Origin of the sequence: Spiroplasma endosymbiont of Dasysyrphus albostriatus (assembly GCF_964019495.1) — a bacterium.
Classification (GTDB): Bacteria; Bacillota_I; Bacilli_A; order Mycoplasmatales; family VBWQ01; genus Spiroplasma_E.
The window spans coordinates 212,015-238,977 of record NZ_OZ026447.1; the positions used below are offsets into that span (position 1 = coordinate 212,015).

The window sequence follows — 26,963 nt, forward strand, 5'->3', positions numbered from 1 at the left end:
AACCTAATTGTTTTATTTTTAAACAATTAGGTTTCTAATTTTGAAAGGATTTTTAATATATGGATAAACAATTACAAGAAATTCAAAATCAAATTTCTAAGTTAAGTAATGAATTTAGAAGTTTGGAGAAAAAGCTAGATAATGAAAAAAGAAAAGAAAAAGAAATAAATAAAAAAATATCTTGTTTAACAAATCAAGATATTAACAATAAAAATGAATTAAAAATAAGAAATGAAATAAGAAAATATGAAAATGAACATAGAATTATTTCTCAAAAAGTAAATTATTTTGAAATTAAATTTAATTCAATAAAAGAAGAATTAAAAAAAATATCAAATTTAAAAATGGAAATTTATAACAAAAATTTAGAAAAGTTAAAAATAAAAAAGTTTGATGAAGTTGAAATTAATAGCTTTGAAAATAAAAATTATAAGGGTTTTAAAATAAACTCACTAAAATTATAAAAAAGATATTGCAATTGCAATATCTTTATATATTTAAAATGAATTTTAAGGCACCAAATTTGCTCATATTCAAACGATTTAAAAATTTATATGGTTTATAGTATTCAAAAAATAAAAAGCCCTAAAAAGGGCTGTTTTAAATCGAATTATTATTAATTATAAGTTATATAAATAACTTCACTTTTGGGAAATTATTACTCGATAACTAATAGGAAATTTTACTAAATAATGACAAGTTAAAGATTATATTGTCAATATCGAGTGAAAATTTCCCAAAAATATTTATCAAAAATTAAATTATTTTGGAAAGTTACACTGTTAAATAAACACAAATTCTAAATAACCCCTAAAAATTTAGTTCCTTGTTTTCATATAGCAACTTTTTTATTTACAAACCAATTTTTAATGAATATAATAAATATGAATTAAAAATAGTTTTAGAAACCTAATTGTTTTATTTTTAAACAATTAGGTTTCTAATTTTGAAAGGATTTTTAATATATGGATAAACAATTACAAGAAATTCAAAATCAAATTTCTAAGTTAAGTAATGAATTTAGAAGTTTGGAGAAAAAGCTAGATAATGAAAAAAGAAAAGAAAAAGAAATAAATAAAAAAATATCTTGTTTAACAAATCAAGATATTAACAATAAAAATGAATTAAAAATAAGAAATGAAATAAGAAAATATGAAAATGAACATAGAATTATTTCTCAAAAAGTAAATTATTTTGAAATTAAATTTAATTCAATAAAAGAAGAATTAAAAAAAATATCAAATTTAAAAATGGAAATTTATAACAAAAATTTAGAAAAGTTAAAAATAAAAAAGTTTGATGAAGTTGAAATTAATAGCTTTGAAAATAAAAATTATAAGGGTTTTAAAATAAACTCACTAAAATTATAAAAAAGATATTGCAATTGCAATATCTTTATATATTTAAAATGAATTTTAAGGCACCAAATTTGCTCATATTCAAACGATTTAAAAATTTATATGGTTTATAGTATTCAAAAAATAAAAAGCCCTAAAAAGGGCTGTTTTAAATCGAATTATTATTAATTATAAGTTATATAAATAACTTCACTTTTGGGAAATTATTACTCGATAACTAATAGGAAATTTTACTAAATAATGACAAGTTAAAGATTATATTTGCAATTTTAATTAAATATGATAAATTTAAATTATAAAAATTCAATATTTAGTATTAGGTACACCTTGCAAGTAATTAAGCCTATCTAGTTTTTTATTTATATTTTTTTTATGCCTTATTAAGGGAATTTAAAAATAAACACGTTGCAACCTAATTACTTTTGGTTGCGATTTTTATTTTTAAATTTGGGAGCGTACCGAAGATGTCAATAATATTCAAATTTGTCTTAAAATTATAAAGTTAGACGAGAATAATTTTGACTTCAATATGCAATTGTATGTTAATCTTAACACTTGTAAAATATTAGTCAACAATAATACTTACTTTTATAACTCAAAAATTCTTATTAAAGTAAACTTTAATAAGTTTTATTTTATTTTTAGTTTTTTTAAATTTAAGTTTTTATTTTATAATAACTGGATGGCAGTATTTATTTGATAGCATTTAAAATTAACCATTTTTGTATACATATCAATATTATAGGTTCTATCACCAATCATATGCTTTAAAATTTGTTTAATATTAGTTTCAGTAAAGCAACCAATATTTTCAACTAATGCTTGGTTTAATACGCCATCTTTTGCATTAATAAAATAACCAACTTTTATTTTTTTATATTGTAAAGTTAGTGATTGTAAAAAATCAATTAATTCATAATATTGACCTTTGGAAAATAAATTTATTGCATTTTCATAATGTAATTTAGCAATTTTATTTTTTCTTCTTCCAGCCATTATACCAAGAAATAAAACATGAAAAGCATGGAATTTATCTAAAATAAATTTAGCATTTAAAATTGTAGCAGTTTTTCTAATTCATTTTGCACTATCTCCACAAACTATTAAATTTGCTTGGTCAAAGTTTTCAAAATATAAATTACCATATGTTTGAATTAATTTTGTTGTTTTTTCTGCACCAATTTCTGTTTTTGATACTCTTATTTTACATACAGCTCTTTTATTAATTAATTTTCCATTTTTCTTTTTACCAGTACAAAATACTAATAATCTCATAGAACATTTTTTACAATTTTTAGTATTATGCTTTTCATTAAACTTAAATTTTCTATGTCCATCATCAATATTTATATATAAAGTGGAAGGTGGTTAGCCCTAATTACTGGACCATATTTTGATAGATATTTCTAAATTTTTATTTGTAATATTGGTGGTTTTAAAAATTTAGAATGTATTCTTTCATAATTATAAAACATAACATATTGATTTACATCATTAATAGCTTCATTGATTGTTAAATATTGATTTGAGTCTTTAGGCAATCATTCTTGAGATAAATGTGAAAATCAATTTTCAGATATGACATTACCGCCAATATCATATGGTTGTTTTTTGCTTAAAATTATTTGTTTGTTTTTTGCTCATTTTGTAATTTCTTGACAATAAAATTCGTTGGCGTTATCTGAATGTAAAATAACGTTTTTTATTTGATTTCAAGAAAATTGGTTGTTTATTTTTTCAAGTGCAGGAAGAATTAAATCTTGATATGATTTATTTGAAAATGTATTATAACTAACAACATTATTTGAATAAAAATCAATAATTACAAAAAGATATAGTCAACCTTCTTTGGTGTTTATTTGTTTAGTATCCATTGATCAAATTTGATTTGAAGCGGTTGTACTTTTGTAATCTTTGTTTACTTTATCCATTGTAGGTATTCACTTATTTGGATTTTTTTTGTTTTTAGGATAGTTATTTTTAGTTTGTTTTAATCCTTGAATATTGTGTTTTTTCATAATTTTTCGCATTTGTTTTGTTGATAATTCTATATTTAAAATGATATTTTTCTCTTGTTTTAATCACTCTTTAAAAGCTGAAAAAATTCTTAAATATCCATAAATTCTACCTTTTCTTGTAGAATGAAATTCGATTAAAAGTTGGCATAATTCTTGATATTTATGATTGCAATTAATAATATGATTTTTTTCTTTTTTAATAAGTTTTTGTTTATTTTTTAAAAAGTAATATGTTGATCTGTTTAATTGAAGATATTGACATAAGTTTCTAATTGAATATTGATTTTTGCAATCATCGATAATTTTAATTTTTTCTTTGATATTTAATTTGTTAATTATTAATGCTATTTGTTTAATTTTATCCATTAATAAAAATCCTTTCAGGTCAAAATTAGTGTTCATTATATAACACAATTGTTTTTAGAATACATTCAGATTTTTTAAATTAATGGTCTAGTAAAAAGGGCTAAGTGGCCCCATCCAAAAGTTTGATTTGGTTGCAATACTATTTTAGGGATATTAGCTTTTGGTAATTCAAATTTTTGATATGTTCTACAAACTGTACTATTACTTATTAAACCTTCAATAAAAGTATCACAAACATCACGATATTTTTTATCATCAGCAAAATATTTTATAATTTGTTTAATAACATTAGGTGCAAGTTTGCTATATTTTTTAACACCAAGATAGTTATCTAATAAAGATACGTATTCAGTTTTTTGTTTTTCTATGTTATAATATGTACAAATACGTCGTTTATAATTTAATAAACCTTTTTTTGCTTTTAATTTTCGTTTTCTGAATCTATATGATTTATATACAGATTTATCACATTCATTTCATAGTTGTTCATCTATTTTTGCAAATAATTCTTCTGTTTGTTTTAAACTTAATTCATCTTGATTAAAATCGTGTTTGTCTCAATCAAAAAGATTAGGGAATGGTAATTTTATCATTTTTAATGTTCCTTTCTTTTAAATAATTTAATTTTAACTTATATATGTTAATAAGGAGTAAATATGGCTTTTATTAATAGTTATGCACAACTAAATAAAAAATATAATCTTAATTTTAGTGATAATAATTATGGTTTTAGTTGAGATATTTTTAAACAATTTGTTGGTGATGAATGAGCAGAATTTTTCACTACTAATTGTTTTTATCGTTTTATACCAACAGCACGTGGAACAAGAAAAACTTGAAACTGCTTAGCATTTGATTTATTTATATGTTGTAATTTTAGTGATAGTAGTGTTCAAGAAGTAAGACGATATGAAAATACTCATAGTGAAACTACAATTGGTGCTTTAATGAATGTTTGTCAAGTTTTATTAGATACATATAATATTAATTTATTACCTAATAATCCACATGGTATTAAATGAAAAATTACTAAGGACGGTGGGTGTATTATTTTTCCTAGTAATCAACAAATTGACTTTATTGGTTATGCTAATGGTAATAAGATTTTTGGAAAAGAAGCCGGTGGTTCAAGTTTTTTAGGTTCAAGAACAGATGAAATTATTATGGCAGAAGAAAAAGAAACATTAACTGATAAAGAATTAACATATCGATATGAACGTTTACAAAACTCTATGTTTAGAAGTAATCGTATTAAAGTATCAAATGAACCTATTAAAGAATGAAGTTGAACTTTTATTGATAAAAATATATATAGTCCTACTTTTGGAAAATTAATTACTCGTTATTTTTATAAAAGTTTCTTTATTACTTTTACATGTAATCCTTATGATAAATATCATCCATTTTATTTAAAATACTGTACGCCATTTTTACCATTAAATGATGAAATAATTAAAAATCTTAAAAAAGTTGGCAAAATTTATTATGAAAATCAAGATATGTTTAGTGGTTTAGGTTTATTTGTTTTAAGATTTACTATTCAACCATTTTGAAATAAATTACCAGATATTCAAAAAAGAACATTATTAGAAATGAAAAAAAGTAATCCTGATAAATTTAATACTGTTTTTTATGGTTTTGAATTTTTAGATAGTGATGCAACAATTTTTCCATTTCAAAAAGTAGTAAAATATTGAAAAAAATATGATTTAAAACAATTTTATAATCAAGAAAAAGATATGTATAAATTTGATTTTTATAGTGTTGGTATTGATTGAGCTACGGGACCAAAAGACCATACTGTATTTATGATAATTGGTTTTAAAGAATATAATAATACTGGATATTATGACCCTTATGTTATTTGTGAATTAGTAGTTACTCCAAATGATTTTATTAATGAAAATGAAAAAATTAATGCTTATGTTAATGAAATTTTAGGATTAATGGATAATTTTGAAAATTTTGAACAAGCAATTTATTTTTATGATGATAAAGCAAGAACAGCAATGGATTGATTAAATCAAAAATTAATAGATGAACATAATATTATTTTAATAACACAAACTGCTATTAAACATGCTTCAAATTTAAATCAAGAAGCAGGATTAACTAATAGAGTAGTTTGAATGAGAAATATTATGAGTTATGGAAACTTTTATGCAAATAAAGATGATTTACCAAAAACTACTCAATGTTTAGAAGAATTACGTTATGATGAAACAAAAACTAACATTCCAGACAAAAATATGTACCAAGACCCATATGATGCTTTGTTTTATGCACTGTATCCATATAAAAATGTAATTAGGGGTAAAAATAATGCTACTGTGAAAAAAAGTATCTTCACATTTGCAATATAATAAACAAGTGACCTATAATTAATATTATAGGTCTCACAAAATAAACGCCTTTAATTTAGGCGTTATTTTGCATTTAAAAGTATATTTGTAAAAATGATGAAAAACAGTATAATTTAAAAGTAAAATCAAGGAAAAAAGGAGAAATTTAGAGGCTTTTTAATAATCTGTGTTTCTTTGTTTTACAAAGTTACTAATTCAGATTAATTCTGTCTTCAAATTTTATCATAAAATGAGCAATTGCTGTATTTCAATTTTGAATGGGCATTGTTCATTTTTTTGTTATATTGTCAATTGCTAAATAAAATATTTTAAAAACTGACATATCGTTAGGAAAAACTTTTTTATTTCTGATGACTTTTCGTAATTGACTATTAACAGATTCAATAGCATTTGTGGTATAAATTACCCTTTTTATTTCTGCAGGATAACTAATAAAAACCATTAAATTATCTCAATTTTTATATCAAGATTTAGCAATTTGTGGATATTGTTTAGTTCATTTATTTTCAAATGATTCTAAAGCTTGCATTGCTTGTTCTTCACTACATGCAGTATAAATTGGTTTTAAATCTGCAACTAGAGATTTTCTATGCTTATATGAGACATATTTCAAACTATTTCTAATTTGATGAACGATGCATAATTGATGTTCGGTTTTAGGATAAACTGATTGTATTGCTTCTGACATGCCTGTTAAATTATCACTACAAGCAATCAGAATATCATTTAAGCCACGATTTTTCATTTCTGTGAAATTGGCTAATCAAAATTTAGAACCTTCATTTTCACTAATTCATAAACCTAAAACATCTTTTTTACCTTCTAAATCAACTCCTAAAGCTATATAAACTGATTTATTAATAATCCGTTTATCTTGTCGTACTTTAACTACTATACAATCAAAATAAACAATCGGATAAACACTATCTAATGGTCGATTTTGCCATGCTTTGACGTCATCAATAACATCATCAGTAATTTGACTAATAACACTTTCACTAATATCAGCACCATGATATAACTCTTGTAATTGCATTCTAATATCTGATAATGTCATACCTTTTGCATATAAAGAAAGAACTTGTTGATCAAAACCATCAAATCTTCTTTGTCTTTTTGCAACTATTACAGGATTAAAATTACTATTACGATCTCTTGGTACATCAATTTCAATTTTACCTTGTTGGGTTATTAATTTTTTTGAACTTATACCATTACGAGCATTGTCACTATTACTATGTTGATTCTTATCATATCCTAAATAATTTTGCATCTCAGAATTCAACATTTTTTCTACTAATCTTTTTGTTAATTCTTTATATAATCCTCCCTCTTTAAAAACTGTTGTTAAATCTTCAGTATTTTCTAATAATAAATCTACTGCTTGTGATATTGGATCATTGTTATTAATATTTTGCTTTTTAGCCATCTGTAACTCACTCTTTCTAGAAAATTAATTATATTTACTAGAACTAATTAAACATAGTTATTTTTGTAAGTTACACAGATTACTAAACATTACCGAAATTTAATATGAAAACATGAATAAAAACAAATTTAAGTAAAATTACATTAGCATTAGCACTAACTGGTGCTACAACTGGAACAATAGGATTAATCATGGGGGGGTGCTTACCCATAATGTAGGTACTAATGTTAAACATTATTTCAAACGAAATGGAGAAATAGTATATGAAACAACTACTATTTGAGTTGATACACATACAAGTAAAGAAATTTTTATATTATATTTTGCTAATAATCCAGAACATACAGATGATATAAAATGAAATGGTAAATATCCAAATTGATATTTTAATTAATAATTTAAATTTCTAAATTTATATAAGAAATATTTTCATTGTATTTATCAAATATAGCTAACGAAAGTAATGTTTACTCATAAATAATGTAAAATAATAATATGTAATTTAAACAATTCTTGCACTTACAAGTATAATTCAGCAATAATTAAAATAGATTAGGAAGATTAAATTATGCCAAAACCATACAGTGAGGACTTACGAAGAAAAGTAATAGAAGTTTATGAAAGTAAAAACATGAAAATTAAAGAAATTTGTAAAGTGTTCAATATCACTAGAAAGACTTTATTTTTATGAAGAAAAAGAAAGCAAAAAACCGGAAATATAAAACCAATTTTGAATTATCAAAAAGGACATAGCCACAAAATAAAGGATTTAGATGAATTAAAAAATTATTTAGCAGAAAATAAAGATGTTACAGTTCAAAAAGTAATTGAAAAATTTGGTGATATGACAAAAGAAACAGTTTATAACTATTTCAAAAAACTAAATTATACATATAAAAAAAACTTTTCTATATGAACAAAGAGATAAAAATAAACAAGAAGATTTTTTAAAAGAAATAGCGAAAATAATGAATGAAGATTTGGTATATATTGATGAATCTGGAATTGATGATAATGAATTTTATAAATATGGTTGGTCTGAAAAAGGTAAAAGATTATTTGATAATAAACCTGCATATAAAATAAAGAGAATGAGTATAATTGGTGCACTAAATAAAGGTAAATTAAAAGCTCTATGAGCATTTGAAGGACATTGCAATAGTAAAATTTTTGAATCATATGTTAAAAATATACTAATTCCAGTATTAAAGTGTGGACAAATTATAGTTTTAGATAATGCGACGTTTCATAAATCTAAAGCAACAAAACAATTAATTGAAAATGCTGGATGCAAACTATTATTTCTTCCACCATATTCTCCTAATTTAAATCCAATTGAACATTTTTGATTTGCTATAAAACATAATATAAGAAAAATATTACCAAATTATTGACCAAATATTAAAAACGCGATTGATTTTGTTTTTCAAGATATGAGTAAACATTACTTTAGTTAGCTATAAATTAATATTAGTTAAGTTTATTTCTTGTTTATCAGTAATTAAAATTAAATCATAATTACCAGCGCCAAATATACCGCTGATTTCAATCCTATTTAAGTTATTAATCGGATTTTCAATTTGCAATTCAAATTCATTATCATTATCAATTTTTGAAATTTCTTTATAAAATTCTAATTTAGAAAATAATTGAGATTTATTTGAACCATATAAGTTTAAAATATTTTCAATCTTATTTTTATTAATAATTATTCTTGTAAAATATTTTCCAAATTCACCATTTGCTAATGTTCACTCAGCAGGAATTAATGATGGAATATTATTGCTTTCTAAATCATTTGCAATAGATAATCAATTAAATTGATTATCATCTAACTTAAATAATTCATTTTGACTAATATCATTATTTTTTAATTTAATATTATTAATATCTGTAAAATCAAAATACATCGATTTTAATATAACTTTTATATCTTTATATTTTCAACTATCATCCTTAGTAGAATGTATAGGATTTGATTTTAATTCAAAATAATATGGCAATAAAATTTTATTATCATCATTTAAACCCTTATTAATTGATAATGATGAATAAATGTATTTCGATAACATAATAAATATTTGCTTAAATATTTGCATTTGCGGTAAATTTATATAATTTGGATAATCTAATTCTCATTTTTTAAATAAATTTGTAATAACTTCGTCAGGTTTTTGTCCTTCAAATTTTGCACGTAATTTTGCAATATCATTTTTAGGTTTACCTTTTTCATCATATTCTGCTCCATCAAAATTTCTATTATAATTATAGGTATAACTTAGCATATCTAATAATAATTGTTGTAAACTATCAATTGGTGGTTTGTCACTTATTTCAACTTCAATATCATCAAATTTATCATATGTAGCAATACTTGTATATTCATTTCCAATTGGACCACTATGAAATTTCCATACTTCTTTATCTTTAAGTTCTTTCTTTTCTTTTAATGGTCATTCTCCAAAAGAGTAAGAACTTAAAAAATATCCTAATCAAGCGTGTGTAACTCTTGCATTTTTGATAATTTCTTTTCTTGTTTCTTTACCACCACCAATAGCAATTAAATCTAAAACTGATTTTTCTTGTCCTATAAATTGTTTTGCTAAATTTCAAGGTAATATTTGTTCACTAAATCATTGTTGTAATATTCTAACTTTTGGTTGAGTTTCAATAGGCATTGATAACAGCGGAAATGCTATCTTATCTTTGACAAATAACTTTGGGTATACTTCCATATTGTCAACTTCACCAAGTACCTTTATATTGCCAAAAATCATGCTTCTAGGAGCTTTAATTTTTAAACCAGTTACTTTTGTATCTTTATCTAATGGTTTTTGTAATTTAATAATGATTGGATAACCATCTCTTGTTTTAAAATCTTTAATTTTAATAATAGTAATACTTTTAGTACTTCTAGTTTTTGGATTTTGATAAGGTTGAGAATAATTATTAATGATATATAAATTATCAATATTATTTTCACTTAAAGGTTCATTAATTGAAACTGCATATAATTTAAATTGATTTAATAAATTTATTTCTTGAAATATTAAATTTTTAATATCAGTCATACTATATTCAATTGTATTATCATTAATATTTGTGCTAGCTCTTTGATTTAATTGCATAGTAAAGTCTGATGTTTCAGCAGCAGTAGTTTTTAATACCTTATCAATATCAATAAAACCTATTTTAATAGTATTTGCTGAAAATTTTAAAGTATTATTTTCATTATTTTTAAATAAACGTTCAATTTCATAAATATATAAAGTTCTTAGTTTAAATTCATCATATGCTCTTTTAAGCTCAGGGTCACCTTTGCTACTCATAAGATTAGTAAAGTCATAAGGAATATTATCAATTAAATAATCATTTTCTACTTCTGCTTGATTAAGTTTAGTTTGTTTCTGTGGAAACTTCGTTTGTGGTTTGTTGTTGTTTTCCATTGTTCTCTCCTATTAATTGGTTATTTTCGGGATTAAATAATTTTAATTTAACTATTAAATTATTAATTTCTTGGTCATCATTAATATTAAATGTTTTACTATTTAATAAATCTTTATCTAAACGTACTAATATTTGAATAAATTTAAGAATATCAATATTAAATTGTCATAATTTTTGTTCAATATAATTAATGGTTGAAATATTTACTGCTGTACTTTCGGGTACTGATTGTTGTGCAGATTTCTTTTGACTTGGTATATGAATACCACAACGTTTAAATATTTCATTAACATTTCAATCATATATATCAGTTAAGTTTTTACCTTTAAAGTTGCTATTTGTCATATTGATATTTTCGTTTTGTTCATTATTATCTCCACCACTTTTAAATATGTAGTTTTTAGTAACCAAAGTTCTTACTGCTTCTTCTAATGCTGATTGAACATTACCATAAGTTTGACTAAATATAAATTTAGGTGAATTTAAAATGGTATCTAAAACAATTTGTTCATAAATAACATCTAATGCTTTAATTTTATCCATTACTTTATCACAATCTGCTAACTCATTTGCTTTATTTCGCATAATTGCTATTGGTATATAGTTAATATTTAGTGTTTGTTCTTGTGCTAAATTAGGGTTATTACTATATGTTCTAAAATCTAATGGAAATTGTTTTTTATTATCACTAATACTATAAATTGCACGATTAATAGTTACTTGTTCATTATTTAATGTATAAACTTCAAATAATCTTACAATTTGTGCATTTTGTTGATAACTATCATAAAAAATAGTACATTGAATTAATTTACCAGTAATATCATAAACTCTTTGTTGGATATCTACTACTTGAAAATATAAATCATCATTAGCAATAAAAATTAAATAACCACTAATTCCTAATTTACTTAATTTAAAAATAGAATTTCAATTTTTTCTATAAAACTCTTGTTTAATTAAATATTGTTTAATAGTTTCATTATTAATATCTAATGGAGCATTATATAAATTAGCATTATTTTCTGCTACAAAATCAGTAAAATAAGTTTCATGATTAAAATCATTAAAACCAAAATAATTTAAAATGGAAGCATGTGTACTTTTATTTTTATTATTTAAAAATTTTACTTTTTCATTTTGATTATCACTAATATTACTTTTTTCTTTTCTCTTAAATGGATTTAACATAATATTCACCACCTTTCTAAAATATTTGATTAATTTTTAATACAATTTTTACTATAATAAATATAATTAAACCTGCTGTTGCAGAAGATAATAAAACTCCTATTAAACCTAAAATAATTTTTATTATTTTAAAAAACATAATATTATTCCTGTAATTCTTCTAATTTTCATACATTACCTTTTAAATTACCTTTTACAGTATAAATAGTAATCAATTTTGCATGTTGAACTGATAAAATTACTATATTAGCACTATCATTAAAGGTTTGTATTTGTACACCAGCAATTTTTTTATCAGTTATAATAAATTCTTGAATAGTATAAACTGGATTATATATACTTCAAGAATAATAAACTCTATAATGTTTATTCTCTTGAAAATCATAAGTAATTTGTCAATTATCTCATTTATTTTTTTCTCTTGTTCCTACTTCTTTTCAATTTGAACCACTTGGAATTGGTGTTGGATTATTTTTTAATTCAATATCTCAAATATTTTCTTCTATTTCATTAGTTTCTAAACTTTTTGAACTAATTTTAATTGGTTTATCTATATTAATTACACTTGGTGAAGTAATATCTAATGTATTACTAGTAATTTGATAAGTATTTTCTTTTAATTCTTCAAAACTAAATATAGCACCACCATCAATTTCACATTTAATAAATAAACTTCACTTATTAGATTTAGTATAATCAGCCTTAAGAATTAAAGAAGCATCTTTATTATCAATTTTACCAATTAAAAGAGTTCATGTACCAGTTCCAACTGCTTTTGCTGATTTAAACAATAACATTAATGGATAACCATTTTGTTCAGGTGCATTTCTGTGTCATGTTATAAATACCCGATATGTTTTATTAAGTTGAATATCAAAATTATCTCATGTTCTATTATCAACTCTATTTCCTATTACAACTCAATTTTCTTTATCTTGCTTTTTATCTATTTTTTCATCTATATATTTCTTATTTGGAATATCTAAATCATCAGTTATAACTGGATTATTTCTATAAATTAAAGTTTTACCACCAACATTAGTTTTAATAACTTCAGTAACTAATCTTGTAGTACTATCTTTATCATCTTTATTATTAAAAATCTTATCTTGTAAATTATCTATTTTATCTTGTTTTTTATTTACACTTTCACTAATTCATTGTTTAATAACTTTATTAGGTGGTATTCCTAAATCATCACCAAATTGACCAGTTGGTAATTTATTATATTTTAATTCTCCATATGTCATATTTTCATTTATCAATAATAATTTATTTTGTTTTTTGTCAATTTTTTCATCAACATATTTTTTTGTAGTTGCATCTTTTTCTTGTTCTGGTTCACCAATATAAACAATTCTTTTATTATTAGCAGTAATTAATCTTTTTTCTTTAGGTTGAATAATATTAGGCGAATTAGAGTCTACTTCTCATAATGATTCACCACTACCACCAGTAGCACTAATTTTATTATTTTCATCAATAGTTATATTAGTACCAGCAATTAATTTATTTTGTTTTTTATCTAAGAACCTGTTTGGAATCTTTTTTGACTAATTTTTAATTAAATTAATATTATAAATTTTATTTTATAGTAAAAAAATAAATTTTTAGTTGACAACTGATTAAATTATAAAATATTTTTAACCAGAAATTAAAAAAGAAAATAAAATGAAAATTAAATAAGTATTTATAAATGATTATTCCTTGTTTTAGCATAATTTTATTAAAAAGATTCCAAACAGGTTCTAATAAATTATTAGTTTCTATTTTTGTATAATAATCACGTTCAGTATTTTCTTCTGCTATAAATTCAGTTGGTGTACCTATTCCTTGATATTGATATATATTATGAATTATTGGTTTATACTTTTTTGTGTTATTAGTAGCAATAAACTTTATTAAATCAACATCATATAATAATGTTACTTTATCAATATTAACATCAATATTTTCAATTATTATTTGCTTTTGTTCTATTTGACTATTAGTAATTCTTATATTAGATTTAGTTAATTTATTATTACTTATAATAAGTTGTTTACTATCGATAAAATAATATGTTCAATCAATAATACATCATGTATCTGTTTTAATATTTTCATTTTTAACTTTCTTTCATAAAGGACTAGTTTCAATATTAAATCAATTATTTTTAACATCATTAATATTTTCATTTGCTTTAATTAATTCAGTATTTAATTTGGTAATTTCATTTTCATTTGTAGTAATTCGTTTTTGTTGTTTAGCAGAAAAATCACAAGTTGGTGCATGTGTATAATCACCAATTTGTGGATTATTTTGTAATGCTTCTGGTGGTAATGTTCCAATTTCATCTGGTCAATCTAAAATCATTGTTTCAGTTTCTTTATCATAATCTGTTGCAACATAACCTTTATTAACAAATTTACTAACAGGACCTCTATATATTTCATTTTCATTATCATCAACTAAATCATCATATAATTTAATTTGTTTTGATAATGTAAATTCTTTTTGTTGTTCAATTAATTCATCAACTTGATTTCTAGTATAAAATGCTTTTAAGTCAATTTTTTCAATATCTATTTCATCATCATTATAACTTGAAAATATTTGTTTTAATTCTGTTAATCTTGCTCATATTTTCATTCTACTAGGTGCTAAATCTCAAACATTAATCGTAGGAGTACTATTTGCACTAAATTGACTACCATTATTAAATTGAATAGTAGCATCAACATTAAATTCAATTGGTGTACGATTAAATACTCAATGTTCAACCATTACATAAACCATATCTCTTAATGTTTCTTTAATTAATTCATCTTTAAAACTATCAAAAGGAAATTTAGATAAAATAAAATCAAGATAAGCATTAATATCATTTTGAGCACGAATAGCAAAAGTTTTAAATCAATCATTAACATTAGGTCATGTCTGTATATATTGCTGTGGGGTTTCTGTAATTTTTCCAGTTAATGGATATCAGTTATTATAATTTTCAAGACTGACATCAGTTCAAAGTTTATTAATCATAATTTATCATTCCTTAAAAAATGCTTTTTTATAATGCTTAGTTTTTGTTTTAGTTTTTCTATGTGATATATGGATAATTTCTTTTTGTAACTTTTTCTTACCTTTTTTTACAACTTGACTATATGCAAATTTTTCTAAATGATGTAATAGTCCAGTGCCAAATAAAGTATTAACTGAAAATTTTAAACCAACACTTTTAAATGATTTATTAATATTTTCAATAGGATTATTAATAACATTTACTACTTTATGATAAGTTCTTACTATTCTAAATATTTCTCTATATACTTTAAAACTATCTCTAATTACTTGTTGAACCACTGGTGGAGCAAATGCTATTGCTTTTAATCATTTATTATGATTAACACCATAACCAATGTATCAACCACTATATCAACGATATCAATGGAATGGATGTATTTGAGTAACAAAAGTTTCTGCTTTAAGAATACTATCAACAACTGTAATTGGTTTATATTTAGTATTGCGATGATAAATAGTAATTGCACATTTATCTAATGATAAAGGTTGAATTTTACAACCCATAAATACTGGTGAATTTAATGGAATTAATTGTGCATGTTTAATTGCTCTTTTTTCTGCACTAGTAAATAAATCAGTTGTTTTTTCTTTTAATTTATTAATTTTTTCAAATGCTTGTTTTTCCAACTTTTCAAATTTTTCTTGTAATTTATATATACTTTCTCGTAATTTTTCAAAATATGGTGTATTTTTTCAAAATTTATTTAAACCTTTTTTTAAATAAAATCTAATATCCAAATATTTAAACAATTTATTTGCATTTAAAACAATCTTATGAATTGAACTTTTTTTAAAATCAAATTTAATAGCATTAGCACGAATTTTTTGTAAATCCAAAATTAAAGTTTTTCCATATCTATTTTCTGTGTGTATTGTATGAACTAAATTTAATCAATCATGTTGGTTCATAGATAATACTTTTTTTAAATCAGTATTATATTTTTTTAAAAAATTATTTGCTTTTTCAATATCTTTAATTTTAAATTTAGGAGTTAATTGTGGACTTAATTTTATTAATGTATTTTGTAATAATAAGTAATTTTTTAACTCCTGTGCTTCTAATTTTTGAAAATTATTTTTATATTGTCTTTCAGCAACATAACCTAAATCTCGTAATACTGTTTCACGATTAGGAGTAAAACTATAATTCATTAAATAACGTTTATTACCAATAATTTTATCTGTTAAAATTTCTTTTCCACTTACTTGACTAATAATTTCTTGTAAGTTTTTTGCTTCTTTAATACCAACTTGTTCTAATGTTTTAGTTTCTTGTGCTAGTTTAATAAATTTAGTTGTGCGATAACCACGACTAATTTTATTAAGTCCTGCAAATGCCGGTAATAAATTAAAGAAAGTATTTAATGATGTTACATTTCCTTTTAAATAATCATAAACTTGATTAATAGTAAAATCAGTTAAAAACTCTACACCAACAGCACTAATACTAGCAATTAAATCACTTGCACCTAATCCAAGTGCAAAACTTTCACTTAATCCACCAGTAAAAGGAGCAAGTGCTACTGCTATAACTTGTACACCAATCATTTCTAAAATTTCTCATCAAAAACTTTTATTTTCTTGTTGTTTACTTGTTCTAGTATGTTTTGGTTTATTTATGTTTAAAAGTATTGCTGTACTAGTTGTACCAATTGGCATGATATTAATTTCCTTTATTTAAGAGTTATTTTAATTGGATTTGTTGAACCTTTATAATTTAAATCATTAACATTTGCAGCAATAGTTATATATAAGTCACCTGCTTTTTGTTTTTGATTACTTACATTAGTTTTTCCTTGTGCATCACTAAAATATTTAATAGTTGGATTTGTTAAATTTGGATTTAATGATTTAAGTTCATTAGTACTTTTTATTTCTGTATTTAATTCATTGTTATTGTTATTAACATTTGCAGTAATATTTGTTGTTAAAACTGTAATTTTAGTTTTTAAATCATTTTTTTCTGTTTTAATAACTCCACATAACATTCATCTTGATGTTGTTTCATTATTAGAAATATATGGGATTGCTTCTCCAACAACTTCACCAGCAACTTTATATGCTCTTCCTGCTTTATCATCTTTAATAAAATCTACATAAATAACTGTATTTTCTATCATGTATCTTTTCATTGCTCTTGGTGTTGCTAAAATAAAGGTCATTAATTGTTGTTCATTTTTATCATTAGTAAAAATCATATAGTCATCAAGAACGATTTCACATAATACGCCTTTTACATATAAATTATTTCCATTTAAACGTAATTGTTGTGCCAACTGATTATCGGTAATTAAACCTTTATTATCTGCTAAATAAACTAAACTATCATAAAGACCATTAGTAATAAAAAATTTACTATTTGCAATATTTCTAAATTGAAACAAAGTATTTCAAGCAGATAACATTGATTTTAAATAGCCTACTGGTGTTGTATCTTCAATATCGATTTTAGTAGCAAATTTTGCAATTGCTTGTGTATCATCAATTGCCAATTTATCTGCTAAATCATTTGCAACTTCATATTGCATACTATCTAATAAATTTTGTCCATTATTTGCTTTTAAATCTACATCTGCAATAATTTCTCCTGCAAGATATTTTTTAGTTATTTTTTTACTAATTTTATCTGTATCAACATATGGTAATTCATATCTTTTACTTTTATCATCCCAAGCAATAATTTTTACTTCCGGTTTTTTTGGTTTTTTAACAATAAACTCAATATTTACTGAGTCAACAATTTCAGTAGGAAAAAAGTTTGCCCATGGACTATTTGAAATTTTAAAAAACTCTATAAATTCTGGTGCTTCTACTAATCTCTCTGTATTGTCTAAATTTTGATTAAATGGTACTGACATTTTATTTCTTCCTTTCGTTTATAAATAATTTTTCTTTTTATAATTAATTAAAAAATTTTCTTTATCATTTGTTTTATTATTAATAATTATTTGTTTATTACCACCTGTATTAATTGTTTGTTTAAATACTGGTTGTTCTTTAATCATTTTTTTAATAGTTTCTTCAATTTTTGAATTTTCTAGATTACTTGTTTTAAATTTTAAAAAATCATAAAATTCAGTTTTAACTTGATATTTTTTAAATATAGCTAACTAAAGTAATGTTTACTCATAAATAATGTAAAATAATAATATGTAATTTAAACAATTCTTGCACTTACAAGTATAATTCAGCAATAATTAAAATAGATTAGGAAGATTAAATTATGCCAAAACCATACAGTGAGGACTTACGAAGAAAAGTAATAGAAGTTTATGAAAGTAAAAACATGAAAATTAAAGAAATTTGTAAAGTGTTCAATATCACTAGAAAGACTTTATTTTTATGAAGAAAAAGAAAGCAAAAAACCGGAAATATAAAACCAATTTTGAATTATCAAAAAGGACATAGCCACAAAATAAAGGATTTAGATGAATTAAAAAATTATTTAGCAGAAAATAAAGATGTTACAGTTCAAAAAGTAATTGAAAAATTTGGTGATATGACAAAAGAAACAGTTTATAACTATTTCAAAAAACTAAATTATACATATAAAAAAAACTTTTCTATATGAACAAAGAGATAAAAATAAACAAGAAGATTTTTTAAAAGAAATAGCGAAAATAATGAATGAAGATTTGGTATATATTGATGAATCTGGAATTGATGATAATGAATTTTATAAATATGGTTGGTCTGAAAAAGGTAAAAGATTATTTGATAATAAACCTGCATATAAAATAAAGAGAATGAGTATAATTGGTGCACTAAATAAAGGTAAATTAAAAGCTCTATGAGCATTTGAAGGACATTGCAATAGTAAAATTTTTGAATCATATGTTAAAAATATACTAATTCCAGTATTAAAGTGTGGACAAATTATAGTTTTAGATAATGCGACGTTTCATAAATCTAAAGCAACAAAACAATTAATTGAAAATGCTGGATGCAAACTATTATTTCTTCCACCATATTCTCCTAATTTAAATCCAATTGAACATTTTTGATTTGCTATAAAACATAATATAAGAACCTGTTTAGAATCTTTTTAATAAAATTGAAATAAAGGAAAGAGCAACCATTTGTAAACTAGTATTTAGTTTTCTTTCACAATTTTTTCATAATCTTCTGCATTTTTCTAATCATGCAAAGCTTCGTTCTACAACTCATCTTTTTGGTAGTACTACAAAAGAATGTAATTCATTACGTTTTACAACTTCAACATTTGCATTTATGATTGTTTTGATTGCAGAAGCAAATTTTTCACCAGTATAGCCAGCATCTACTATTATTTTTTGAACTGTAGAAAGATTTTCTTTTTCACTTTTAATCATTATGATAGCACTATTACGATCTGTTTTTTCTGCTGTAGTTATGTAAATTGCATGTGGTAAACCTTGCGTATCAACTGCAATATGACGTTTTATTCCTGAAATCTTTTTACCAGCATCATAACCTTTATTTTCAGTAGTATCTGTATTTTTAACACTTTGCGAATCAATTATACAAAAACTAGTTTTTTCTTTTCGATGATTCTTAATACGAATCTTTTTAACTAATTTTTTTTAAAATTAATTGCAATACACTAGGTTCTTTATCATTGTTTTTACTTCAAATTTGGAAATAATAATATACAGTTTGTCATTTTGGAAAATTTTTTGGTAACATTCTTCATTGACAACCACTTTTTAATACATATAAAACTGCACAAAACACTTCATATAAATCTAAATTTCTTGGTTTTGTTTTCTTTTTGCTGTTTTCTAAAGTTGATTTTATGTTCTCAAATTGTTCTTTAGTAACATGACTTGGATAATTTTTATGCATATATACCTCTTATTTTAAAATATATAGTAATTTTACATTATTTTCTAAAAGATTCTAAACAGGTTCTAAGAAAAATATTACCAAATTATTGACCAAATATTAAAAACGCGATTGATTTTGTTTTTCAAGATATGAGTAAACATTACTTTAGTTAGCTATATATTAATCATTTCTTTTTCTTTAATTTCTTGATTAAGTTTATTTAACTTATTTTCTGCTTCATTAACTTTATTTTCTATTTCTTGTTGAGCATTATTTTCAGTTAAAGGTTCAGTTGTTTGTTGAACATTATCTTCATTTTCTAACATTTAATATTCTCCTAATCTTATCCCAATAATCAATCTTTAACTAATTGTGGCATTTCACTTATTAGTTTTTTATAATCTTTAACTGCATTTTCTAATATATCAATATCAGAAAATTTAAAACAATTTCCTATATCTAAATCAAAATCTCTATCAATTTTGATATTATTTTTTATATATTTTTCATTAAATTCAATTTTTGTCATATTATTTTTCTCCTTTATTAATCTTTTCATTTAATTTTTCTAATTTTTTTTGATGTTTGATAATTTTATTATTTGCTCTAACATGTTTTGGAGTTGTGATAAATCTTTTTAATAAAACAATAATTTCTCTGCAAATTAATGTTCCAACACTTGTTCCAATAATTATTAATTCATGTAAAAATTCTTTCATTTCAATATTTTCCTTTCAACTATTTATTTTTTTATTTCTAATTATTAATCAAATTGACCACCATTAATTCTTTCAATCATTGATTGTAAATTACTTATAATTTCTACTAATACAGATATTTCTTTATTGAATTCTTCTATTTTTTCTTTATATATAGCTAACTAAAGTAATGTTTACTCATATCTTGAAAAACAAAATCAATCGCGTTTTTAATATTTGGTCAATAATTTGGTAATATTTTTCTTATATTATGTTTTATAGCAAATCAAAAATGTTCAATTGGATTTAAATTAGGAGAATATGGTGGAAGAAATAATAGTTTGCATCCAGCATTTTCAATTAATTGTTTTGTTGCTTTAGATTTATGAAACGTCGCATTATCTAAAACTATAATTTGTCCACACTTTAATACTGGAATTAGTATATTTTTAACATATGATTCAAAAATTTTACTATTGCAATGTCCTTCAAATGCTCATAGAGCTTTTAATTTACCTTTATTTAGTGCACCAATTATACTCATTCTCTTTATTTTATATGCAGGTTTATTATCAAATAATCTTTTACCTTTTTCAGACCAACCATATTTATAAAATTCATTATCATCAATTCCAGATTCATCAATATATACCAAATCTTCATTCATTATTTTCGCTATTTCTTTTAAAAAATCTTCTTGTTTATTTTTATCTCTTTGTTCATATAGAAAAGTTTTTTTTATATGTATAATTTAGTTTTTTGAAATAGTTATAAACTGTTTCTTTTGTCATATCACCAAATTTTTCAATTACTTTTTGAACTGTAACATCTTTATTTTCTGCTAAATAATTTTTTAATTCATCTAAATCCTTTATTTTGTGGCTATGTCCTTTTTGATAATTCAAAATTGGTTTTATATTTCCGGTTTTTTGCTTTCTTTTTCTTCATAAAAATAAAGTCTTTCTAGTGATATTGAACACTTTACAAATTTCTTTAATTTTCATGTTTTTACTTTCATAAACTTCTATTACTTTTCTTCGTAAGTCCTCACTATATGGTTTTGGCATAATTTAATCTTCCTAATCTATTTTAATTATTGCTGAATTATACTTGTAAGTGCAAGAATTGTTTAAATTACATATTATTATTTTACATTATTTATGAGTAAACATTACTTTCGTTAGCTATATTTTTATTTCCTGATTATAATATTCAAGTAATTTTTCTTTATTCATCAATTATTCACCTCCTTTATAAACTCATGTGATTATAATCTCAATTTAATGAAGTATTATCATGATTTAATGGTACTTCACTCATATTATCACTACCATATTGACTAGTTGTTTCACTATTAATTGTGAATCTATTATCATTTATTAATCTTGCAGTTTCATTATTAAATGGTGTTTCTTGCATTTCTTCAATATGATTTGTAGTTTCCATAGGTAGTAAATTATGAATAATTTCACTTGCACCAGCAATTATGGTAGGTATTGCATAAGCATTATTAAAATCATTATTTATACCCATTGCTACACCACTACTAATCAAACATCCACCAGTAGCCATATTACAAACCTTTCTTATTTTTTCAAATTTATTAGGTATTAACTCAGTTAATCCACTAATAAGATTTGATATACCATAAGCATTTAATGAAATATAAGTATCTCAATCCATTAATGACTGATGTTCTTGTTTATTTAATAATAATCATGGAGGACCTTCTGTTGTAGTTGTAGTAGTTACTGGAATTGGTGTTGTTGGAATAATAGGATTAATATTATTTTCTGTTCATTTACTATAATTTGCTAATCCAATTGTTCCTAAACCTAATAAGATTTTTTTACTACTATTAATTAATTTAGTTTTTGTATTTGGTCTTTGATTTAAATTTCAAATATCTAAACCTAATTTTTTACCAAATAATAAACTATTAATTGAACCTAATAATGGATTATCTATTACTTGACCATAATAAGCACTTGTACCAATCATTGCACAAATTGGACTTATACCAGTTCTTATTAACTTAGTTAAAGTATAATTTGATTGTGTATTTTCGTTTGGCATTTTAATCTCCTTTATTTGCTTTTAACATTTCTCTTACAATATCTAATAAAGTATTTACTTGATAATCATATAATTCAAATTCATGAATTCTAATTTTAATTTTTTCTTTATAATCCATTTTTTTCTCCTTGTATTTCTAATTGTAATAATTTTTCTAAAACATAATCATTTTTATCAAATTCTCTAATAATTCATTTTTTTGTTTCTTTTCTATTGTTAGTACAAAGAATTAATCTTTCTATCATATTAATTAATTCTTTTTTATCTGCTCTATCAAAAATTACTTTTAAAATTTCATCTAACATATTTTATTCTCCTTTATTTGTTTTTATCAGTTCTCTTATAACATCTAATAAGGAATCTACTACATAAGAATTTAATTCAAATTCATAATTTCTAATTTTAATTTTTTCCTTTTTCATTTGTTTATTCTCCTTTAATTTGTTTTAAATCATTTAATAGTTCTATAAATTTATTCATGTATTCTGAATAACAATCAATCATTAAATAATTATCATTTCAATTAAACATTACACATGTGTCACTTGTACAAAATTCAACATTATCAATAAAAAATAATTTTTCATCTACATTTCATTTAATTAAAAATTCGCGTTTAGTCATGGTTATTCTCTTTCTATTTCTAATTTTTTAATTGTTACTTTAATTCAACCTTGATAAACATCATTATCACCAACTATTAATGCAACATTACTTTCGGAGTCAGAAACAATTATGTGTTTTGATTTAACATTTGGATATTGTCTTAAAATAATTGCTCTAATATCATTACTTGTATGAATTGCTTTTGGAAATGGTGATAATATTTCAATTTCATCTTTATTTTCAAACAAAGTAGGCAATATTATCATTAATCAAATTCTCCATTTTCAATTAATTCCTTTAAAATAAATAAAGTTACATCAGTTCTACGTTCTGGTTCTAATTTAATTAAATTATTAATATGATTAATTAGTTTTTCTTTATTCATAATTTAATCTCTCTTTCCTAACTCTTTTATTTTGTTTTTGTTTACATAAGTTATTACATTTATGAGCAAAAACTCTACCATAACCACATTTATTATTTTTTTTAATTTTTATTATCATTAGTTTTAAAACAATTTTTACAATTTGGTCAATTATAATTTTCTTTACAATCAATACACATTTTCATTATTTACTCTCCTTTGGATGTTGAAATTGAACAGCTTTACAATTATCACATCTAAATATTAATTCAATACTTACATTTTCATGTTCACATTTATTCATTAGTTATTCCTTTCATTTTTTAAATCATTTAACATTAATTGAACAAAATGCACGATTTTTTTTAATATTTAAAGTATTAAAGATTTCACCAGTTACTATAATTTCATCGTTTTTGTTTAATAAAATACAGCGTCTATAAAGTTTTGGTTTATTAAAAATTAAAGTAACATAGTTTAATCCATTTCATTGACCACGAACACTATAATATAATTCTTTATTACCTTTTTCGTAATATTTTGCTTCAATAGTGTTACTAAGTTTTACTGTTAATTTGACATAATTTGTTTTATCTTTCATTTTTATAATTTCCTTAAATAATTATCAAAAATTAATATTTTTTTATGATTTTTTAAATAATATTGAATATGTTTATAAGCATCTTGTTCATGTTTTGTTAATTTTATATTTCCTTTATAATTTTCTATTTTAGTTTTATTTTTTGGTTCACTTTCTAGATAATCTCAATTTATAACATCTTGTACTAATACCATTAATGCACCAATAATTTTAGGGGTTGCTAATGGATTAGTTAATAATTGTTTTGAACTTAAAAAGAAATTTTCTACAATAACTAATATTTTTTTATCAATAAATTTTTCTTTAATTAATTGAAATTTTTCTTTATAAATATTTTTAGTTCATAAAACAGTTAATGTATTAGACTTCTTGCGAGACTTATCTATTAAAATTTTCATTTTTAAAATATAATTAAAATTAAAAAAAGATAGGTAATTTATGATGTTTGATAAATTAAAAGCTATTAAAAATGCAGAACTATTAAGATTAACTGGTATAAATGAGATTGTTTTTAAAAAAATGATAGAAATTTTAAAAAAAGAAGAATTAAAAAAGTTTAAAAATGGTGGTACACCTAATAAATTAACTTTAGAAAATAGATTATTAATGACGTTAGAATATTGACGTGAATACCGAACATATTTTCATATTGCTAAAAGTTATGGAATTAGTGAAAGTAATTGTTATAGAAATATCAAGTGAATAGAAAATACTTTAATAAAACATCCTGATTTTCAGCAACTTAATGGAGCAAAATCATTGTTAAATAATAATTTTAAAGATAAAACAGCTATTATTGATGTTACTGAAAGCGCTATCCAACGCCCAAAAAAAGACAAAAGAAATATTATTCAGGAAAAAAGAAAAAACACACAATAAAAACACAAATTATAATTGAACAAGATAGTAAAAAAATTATAAGTTCTTATTTTTCTTGTGGTAAAAACCATGATTTTAAAATTTTAAAAGATTCAAAAGTTAAATTTTTATCACAAACAACTATTTTAGTGGATTTGGGATATCAAGGAATACAAAATATACATCCTAATGTTTTAATTCCAAAAAGAAAATCAAAGAAAATTCCTTTAACTAGAGAAGAAAAGAAAAATAATAAACAAATTTCAAAAATGAGAGTTGTTATAGAAAATATTTTTGCTATACTGAAAAAATTTAAAATTATTAGTGAAAAATATCGAAATAGAAGAAAAAGATTTGCTTTAAGATTTAATTTAATAGCTTCAATTTATAATTTACAACTTTTAAATTAAAAATCTTCAAAAATTTAATATTTTAAATTTTGTTATTTTAAATAATAATTTTTGTTCTATTTTAATGAAGAAAAAATAAGACATATTTTGAATAATAATTTTTAATAAATATTAAAAGTGTTATTAAAATAAAATTTTAAATTTAAAAACTATGATAATAATCACAGTTTTGCAAGAAGTCTATTGAATGTTTCATTAAAAACAATATTATTAGTTTCACTTGAATATATAACCATTCCATTATTACCAATTCCAGCAGGGTCAATTCCAATAATTAAGTCATATTGCATTAATTAAGTTAACCTCTAATAACTGTTTTAATAATTTCTAAATCACAATTACATCAACAATATTTACATTCTTCAATAAATTCTTTATGACCACAAACTAAATTATATTTTTGTAAACTATCAATAAGTTTAATTAATCCTACTCTATATTCAATATCATCACTATCCGTTATGCAAATCGTTCCTCTTTTAGTTAAATATTCTTTATCCATACTTATACCTCCTACTTAACCTAATATTTAAAATACAGTCATAACAAATTGCTTTATTATTTTTGTCTCTTAAAAAGTTTTGTCTTGTTTTTATATCATTAGTATTAAAGAATAAATAATCTAATTTATGTTGTTTACATGTTCAACAAAAATACTTTTTCATAATAGTTCTTTCTAATATATTCTTTATGCTACAAGCAACAGAATATATTAGGAAAGGATTATTATGCAAATAGAATTTAAAAAAGAACAAATTGTTAAAGATAAACCACAATCTATTCTTATTGATTATGTTGAATATAAATTATCACTTCCAAAATGAATGATTAAAAATAATTCTTTTATTATTGATAACAGTTACACATATTGAGTTTTTAATTTAGAAAATATTAAAAGAGAACTAAATGGTAATGAATTAATAAAATTATTAGAACCATATATTAAAGACCAAAAAATAACTGTTAATAAACCAACGGCTCCAAAAGAATATTATCTTAATGATATAAAACTTGAACCACTAACATTTTATGAACAGCATAATAGTTGATTTATGGGTGAAATAACTGATAACAAAACTAAAATTACTAATCCTTGTTTTAAATATAACATTACGTGAGAAGAAAACAGAAAAGGTTTTAAAATAAATAATCCATATAATCATAATGATTTACCAATTAATTATATAGTTACTTCTTATAAAGAAATTTCAATTCATAATGAAAAAGTATTTTTGTTGAACATGTAAACAAAATAAATTAGATTATTTATTCTTTAATACTAATGATATAAAAACAAGAAAATATTTTTTAA

The 26,963-nt window shown here is 22.3% G+C and carries 37 protein-coding genes; 11 read left to right on the forward strand and 26 right to left on the reverse strand.

Annotated features, from left to right (window positions below):
• Window positions 1-59 precede the first annotated feature (59 nt).
• Together AACL11_RS01390 and AACL11_RS01395 are read left to right on the forward strand one after the other, a co-directional pair.
• Complete coding sequence (locus AACL11_RS01390) at window positions 60-464, forward strand: hypothetical protein (RefSeq protein ID WP_338987888.1); 405 nt, start codon at window positions 60-62, stop codon at window positions 462-464.
• 501 nt (window positions 465-965) lie between these two features.
• Window positions 966-1,370: a hypothetical protein gene (locus AACL11_RS01395; RefSeq protein WP_338987888.1), complete on the forward strand. Its 405-nt coding sequence runs from the start codon at window positions 966-968 to the stop codon at window positions 1,368-1,370.
• A gap of 657 nt (window positions 1,371-2,027) precedes the next feature.
• On the opposite strand, the gene AACL11_RS01400 is transcribed toward AACL11_RS01395, so the two are convergent.
• From AACL11_RS01400 to AACL11_RS01410, 3 genes are all read right to left on the reverse strand, one after another.
• Complete coding sequence (locus AACL11_RS01400; protein WP_338987889.1) at window positions 2,028-2,633, reverse strand: hypothetical protein; 606 nt, start codon at window positions 2,631-2,633, stop codon at window positions 2,028-2,030.
• Window positions 2,634-2,764: 131 nt separating this feature from the next.
• Entirely contained in the window at window positions 2,765-3,778 is a 1,014-nt protein-coding gene (locus tag AACL11_RS01405; protein WP_338986622.1) for an IS3 family transposase, read from the reverse strand.
• 38 nt (window positions 3,779-3,816) lie between these two features.
• Window positions 3,817-4,335: a UPF0236 family transposase-like protein gene (locus tag AACL11_RS01410; RefSeq protein WP_338987890.1), complete on the reverse strand. Its 519-nt coding sequence runs from the start codon at window positions 4,333-4,335 to the stop codon at window positions 3,817-3,819.
• Window positions 4,336-4,398: 63 nt separating this feature from the next.
• Between AACL11_RS01410 and AACL11_RS01415 the strand changes: the two genes are divergently transcribed.
• Window positions 4,399-6,105, forward strand: a complete 1,707-nt coding sequence (locus tag AACL11_RS01415; protein WP_338987891.1) for a hypothetical protein — start codon at window positions 4,399-4,401, stop codon at window positions 6,103-6,105.
• 190 nt (window positions 6,106-6,295) lie between these two features.
• On the opposite strand, the gene AACL11_RS01420 is transcribed toward AACL11_RS01415, so the two are convergent.
• Window positions 6,296-7,534: an IS256 family transposase gene (locus AACL11_RS01420; RefSeq protein ID WP_338986680.1), complete on the reverse strand. Its 1,239-nt coding sequence runs from the start codon at window positions 7,532-7,534 to the stop codon at window positions 6,296-6,298.
• Window positions 7,535-7,733: 199 nt separating this feature from the next.
• On the opposite strand from AACL11_RS01420, the gene AACL11_RS01425 reads away from it, so the two are divergent.
• The 3 genes from AACL11_RS01425 (at window position 7,734) to AACL11_RS01435 (ending at window position 8,991) form a co-directional block, all read left to right on the forward strand.
• Window positions 7,734-7,928, forward strand: a complete 195-nt coding sequence (locus tag AACL11_RS01425; protein WP_338987892.1) for a hypothetical protein — start codon at window positions 7,734-7,736, stop codon at window positions 7,926-7,928.
• 174 nt (window positions 7,929-8,102) lie between these two features.
• Entirely contained in the window at window positions 8,103-8,462 is a 360-nt protein-coding gene (locus tag AACL11_RS01430) for a helix-turn-helix domain-containing protein (RefSeq protein ID WP_338973555.1), read from the forward strand.
• Between the two features lie 28 nt (window positions 8,463-8,490).
• Complete coding sequence (locus AACL11_RS01435; RefSeq protein ID WP_338988468.1) at window positions 8,491-8,991, forward strand: IS630 family transposase; 501 nt, start codon at window positions 8,491-8,493, stop codon at window positions 8,989-8,991.
• Here AACL11_RS01435 and AACL11_RS01440 read toward each other — a convergent pair whose 3' ends face one another.
• The 8 genes from AACL11_RS01440 to AACL11_RS01475 all read right to left on the reverse strand — a co-directional run bounded on the left by AACL11_RS01440 (window position 8,992) and on the right by AACL11_RS01475 (window position 18,237).
• The gene (locus tag AACL11_RS01440) at window positions 8,992-10,980 is read right to left on the reverse strand and encodes a hypothetical protein (RefSeq protein WP_338987893.1); all 1,989 of its coding nucleotides are present in this window, start codon (window positions 10,978-10,980) and stop codon (window positions 8,992-8,994) included.
• A complete protein-coding gene (locus AACL11_RS01445) occupies window positions 10,931-12,172 on the reverse strand; it encodes a hypothetical protein (RefSeq protein ID WP_338986711.1) in 1,242 nt (413 codons plus the stop codon). Before AACL11_RS01445 ends, AACL11_RS01440 begins: the two co-directional genes overlap by 50 nt.
• 16 nt (window positions 12,173-12,188) lie before the next feature.
• Entirely contained in the window at window positions 12,189-12,311 is a 123-nt protein-coding gene (locus tag AACL11_RS01450) for a hypothetical protein (protein ID WP_338973392.1), read from the reverse strand.
• 4 nt (window positions 12,312-12,315) lie between these two features.
• Complete coding sequence (locus tag AACL11_RS01455; RefSeq protein WP_338987894.1) at window positions 12,316-13,422, reverse strand: hypothetical protein; 1,107 nt, start codon at window positions 13,420-13,422, stop codon at window positions 12,316-12,318.
• Window positions 13,423-13,756: 334 nt separating this feature from the next.
• Window positions 13,757-15,190 carry a hypothetical protein gene (locus AACL11_RS01460; protein WP_338987895.1) on the reverse strand — a complete coding sequence of 478 codons (1,434 nt, stop codon included), beginning with the start codon at window positions 15,188-15,190 and terminating at the stop codon, window positions 13,757-13,759.
• 3 nt (window positions 15,191-15,193) lie between these two features.
• Window positions 15,194-16,891 carry a hypothetical protein gene (locus tag AACL11_RS01465; RefSeq protein WP_338987617.1) on the reverse strand — a complete coding sequence of 566 codons (1,698 nt, stop codon included), beginning with the start codon at window positions 16,889-16,891 and terminating at the stop codon, window positions 15,194-15,196.
• 14 nt (window positions 16,892-16,905) lie between these two features.
• Window positions 16,906-18,090 (reverse strand): hypothetical protein, encoded by a 1,185-nt coding sequence (locus AACL11_RS01470; protein WP_338987616.1) that lies wholly within the window; start codon window positions 18,088-18,090, stop codon window positions 16,906-16,908.
• 18 nt (window positions 18,091-18,108) lie between these two features.
• Entirely contained in the window at window positions 18,109-18,237 is a 129-nt protein-coding gene (locus AACL11_RS01475; RefSeq protein ID WP_338987896.1) for a hypothetical protein, read from the reverse strand.
• A gap of 218 nt (window positions 18,238-18,455) precedes the next feature.
• Here AACL11_RS01475 and AACL11_RS01480 point away from each other — a divergent pair, with 218 nt between their 5' ends.
• Window positions 18,456-18,815, forward strand: a complete 360-nt coding sequence (locus AACL11_RS01480) for a helix-turn-helix domain-containing protein (protein ID WP_338973555.1) — start codon at window positions 18,456-18,458, stop codon at window positions 18,813-18,815.
• A 28-nt stretch (window positions 18,816-18,843) separates the two neighbouring features.
• On the forward strand, window positions 18,844-19,281 hold the full coding sequence (locus AACL11_RS01485; protein WP_338988489.1) for an IS630 family transposase: 438 nt from the start codon (window positions 18,844-18,846) through the stop codon (window positions 19,279-19,281).
• Here AACL11_RS01485 and AACL11_RS01490 read toward each other — a convergent pair.
• Window positions 19,267-20,056 (reverse strand): IS5 family transposase gene (locus AACL11_RS01490; RefSeq protein ID WP_338987897.1). Its coding sequence is split into 2 segments (ribosomal slippage): window positions 19,267-19,794 and window positions 19,796-20,056, totalling 789 coding nucleotides; the frame shifts between segments, so codons are not numbered across the junction. The genes AACL11_RS01485 and AACL11_RS01490 overlap by 15 nt on opposite strands.
• On the opposite strand from AACL11_RS01490, the gene AACL11_RS01495 reads away from it, so the two are divergent.
• A complete protein-coding gene (locus AACL11_RS01495; RefSeq protein WP_338987898.1) occupies window positions 20,038-20,211 on the forward strand; it encodes a hypothetical protein in 174 nt (57 codons plus the stop codon). The two genes, AACL11_RS01490 and AACL11_RS01495, sit on opposite strands and share 19 nt — an antisense overlap.
• Here AACL11_RS01495 and AACL11_RS01500 read toward each other — a convergent pair whose 3' ends face one another.
• From AACL11_RS01500 to AACL11_RS01550, 11 genes are all read right to left on the reverse strand, one after another.
• Window positions 20,212-20,364 carry a hypothetical protein gene (locus AACL11_RS01500; RefSeq protein ID WP_338987899.1) on the reverse strand — a complete coding sequence of 51 codons (153 nt, stop codon included), beginning with the start codon at window positions 20,362-20,364 and terminating at the stop codon, window positions 20,212-20,214.
• Window positions 20,365-20,381: 17 nt separating this feature from the next.
• On the reverse strand, window positions 20,382-20,567 hold the full coding sequence (locus AACL11_RS01505; RefSeq protein ID WP_338987779.1) for a hypothetical protein: 186 nt from the start codon (window positions 20,565-20,567) through the stop codon (window positions 20,382-20,384).
• A gap of 1 nt (window position 20,568) precedes the next feature.
• Window positions 20,569-20,757: a hypothetical protein gene (locus AACL11_RS01510; protein WP_338987613.1), complete on the reverse strand. Its 189-nt coding sequence runs from the start codon at window positions 20,755-20,757 to the stop codon at window positions 20,569-20,571.
• Window positions 20,758-20,914: 157 nt separating this feature from the next.
• Window positions 20,915-21,487 carry an IS630 family transposase gene (locus AACL11_RS01515; protein WP_338988471.1) on the reverse strand — a complete coding sequence of 191 codons (573 nt, stop codon included), beginning with the start codon at window positions 21,485-21,487 and terminating at the stop codon, window positions 20,915-20,917.
• Complete coding sequence (locus AACL11_RS01520) at window positions 21,444-21,803, reverse strand: helix-turn-helix domain-containing protein (RefSeq protein ID WP_338973555.1); 360 nt, start codon at window positions 21,801-21,803, stop codon at window positions 21,444-21,446. The genes AACL11_RS01515 and AACL11_RS01520 overlap by 44 nt, the downstream gene beginning before the upstream one ends.
• A 184-nt stretch (window positions 21,804-21,987) precedes the next feature.
• A complete protein-coding gene (locus tag AACL11_RS01525) occupies window positions 21,988-22,812 on the reverse strand; it encodes a hypothetical protein (RefSeq protein ID WP_338987611.1) in 825 nt (274 codons plus the stop codon).
• Window positions 22,813-22,919: 107 nt separating this feature from the next.
• The gene (locus tag AACL11_RS01530) at window positions 22,920-23,117 is read right to left on the reverse strand and encodes a hypothetical protein (protein ID WP_338986580.1); all 198 of its coding nucleotides are present in this window, start codon (window positions 23,115-23,117) and stop codon (window positions 22,920-22,922) included.
• A gap of 121 nt (window positions 23,118-23,238) precedes the next feature.
• Window positions 23,239-23,436, reverse strand: a complete 198-nt coding sequence (locus tag AACL11_RS01535) for a hypothetical protein (protein WP_338986578.1) — start codon at window positions 23,434-23,436, stop codon at window positions 23,239-23,241.
• A gap of 2 nt (window positions 23,437-23,438) precedes the next feature.
• Window positions 23,439-23,684 carry a hypothetical protein gene (locus AACL11_RS01540; protein ID WP_338987900.1) on the reverse strand — a complete coding sequence of 82 codons (246 nt, stop codon included), beginning with the start codon at window positions 23,682-23,684 and terminating at the stop codon, window positions 23,439-23,441.
• Window positions 23,685-24,089: 405 nt separating this feature from the next.
• Window positions 24,090-24,383 carry a hypothetical protein gene (locus AACL11_RS01545; RefSeq protein ID WP_338986729.1) on the reverse strand — a complete coding sequence of 98 codons (294 nt, stop codon included), beginning with the start codon at window positions 24,381-24,383 and terminating at the stop codon, window positions 24,090-24,092.
• Window positions 24,384-24,385: 2 nt separating this feature from the next.
• Entirely contained in the window at window positions 24,386-24,781 is a 396-nt protein-coding gene (locus tag AACL11_RS01550) for a hypothetical protein (protein WP_338987901.1), read from the reverse strand.
• 40 nt (window positions 24,782-24,821) lie between these two features.
• Between AACL11_RS01550 and AACL11_RS01555 the strand changes: the two genes are divergently transcribed.
• Window positions 24,822-25,651, forward strand: a protein-coding gene (locus tag AACL11_RS01555) for an IS5 family transposase (RefSeq protein ID WP_338986605.1) whose coding sequence is annotated in 2 segments (ribosomal slippage) — window positions 24,822-25,218 and window positions 25,218-25,651 — 831 coding nt in all. Because the reading frame shifts where the segments join, the coding sequence is not laid out codon by codon here.
• Window positions 25,652-25,800: 149 nt separating this feature from the next.
• Here AACL11_RS01555 and AACL11_RS01560 read toward each other — a convergent pair.
• Window positions 25,801-25,941, reverse strand: a complete 141-nt coding sequence (locus tag AACL11_RS01560; protein ID WP_338987902.1) for a hypothetical protein — start codon at window positions 25,939-25,941, stop codon at window positions 25,801-25,803.
• An 8-nt stretch (window positions 25,942-25,949) separates the two neighbouring features.
• On the reverse strand, window positions 25,950-26,153 hold the full coding sequence (locus tag AACL11_RS01565) for a hypothetical protein (protein ID WP_338987426.1): 204 nt from the start codon (window positions 26,151-26,153) through the stop codon (window positions 25,950-25,952).
• A gap of 226 nt (window positions 26,154-26,379) precedes the next feature.
• On the opposite strand from AACL11_RS01565, the gene AACL11_RS01570 reads away from it, so the two are divergent.
• Window positions 26,380-26,898 carry a hypothetical protein gene (locus tag AACL11_RS01570; RefSeq protein ID WP_338987903.1) on the forward strand — a complete coding sequence of 173 codons (519 nt, stop codon included), beginning with the start codon at window positions 26,380-26,382 and terminating at the stop codon, window positions 26,896-26,898.
• Window positions 26,899-26,963: the final 65 nt, after the last annotated feature.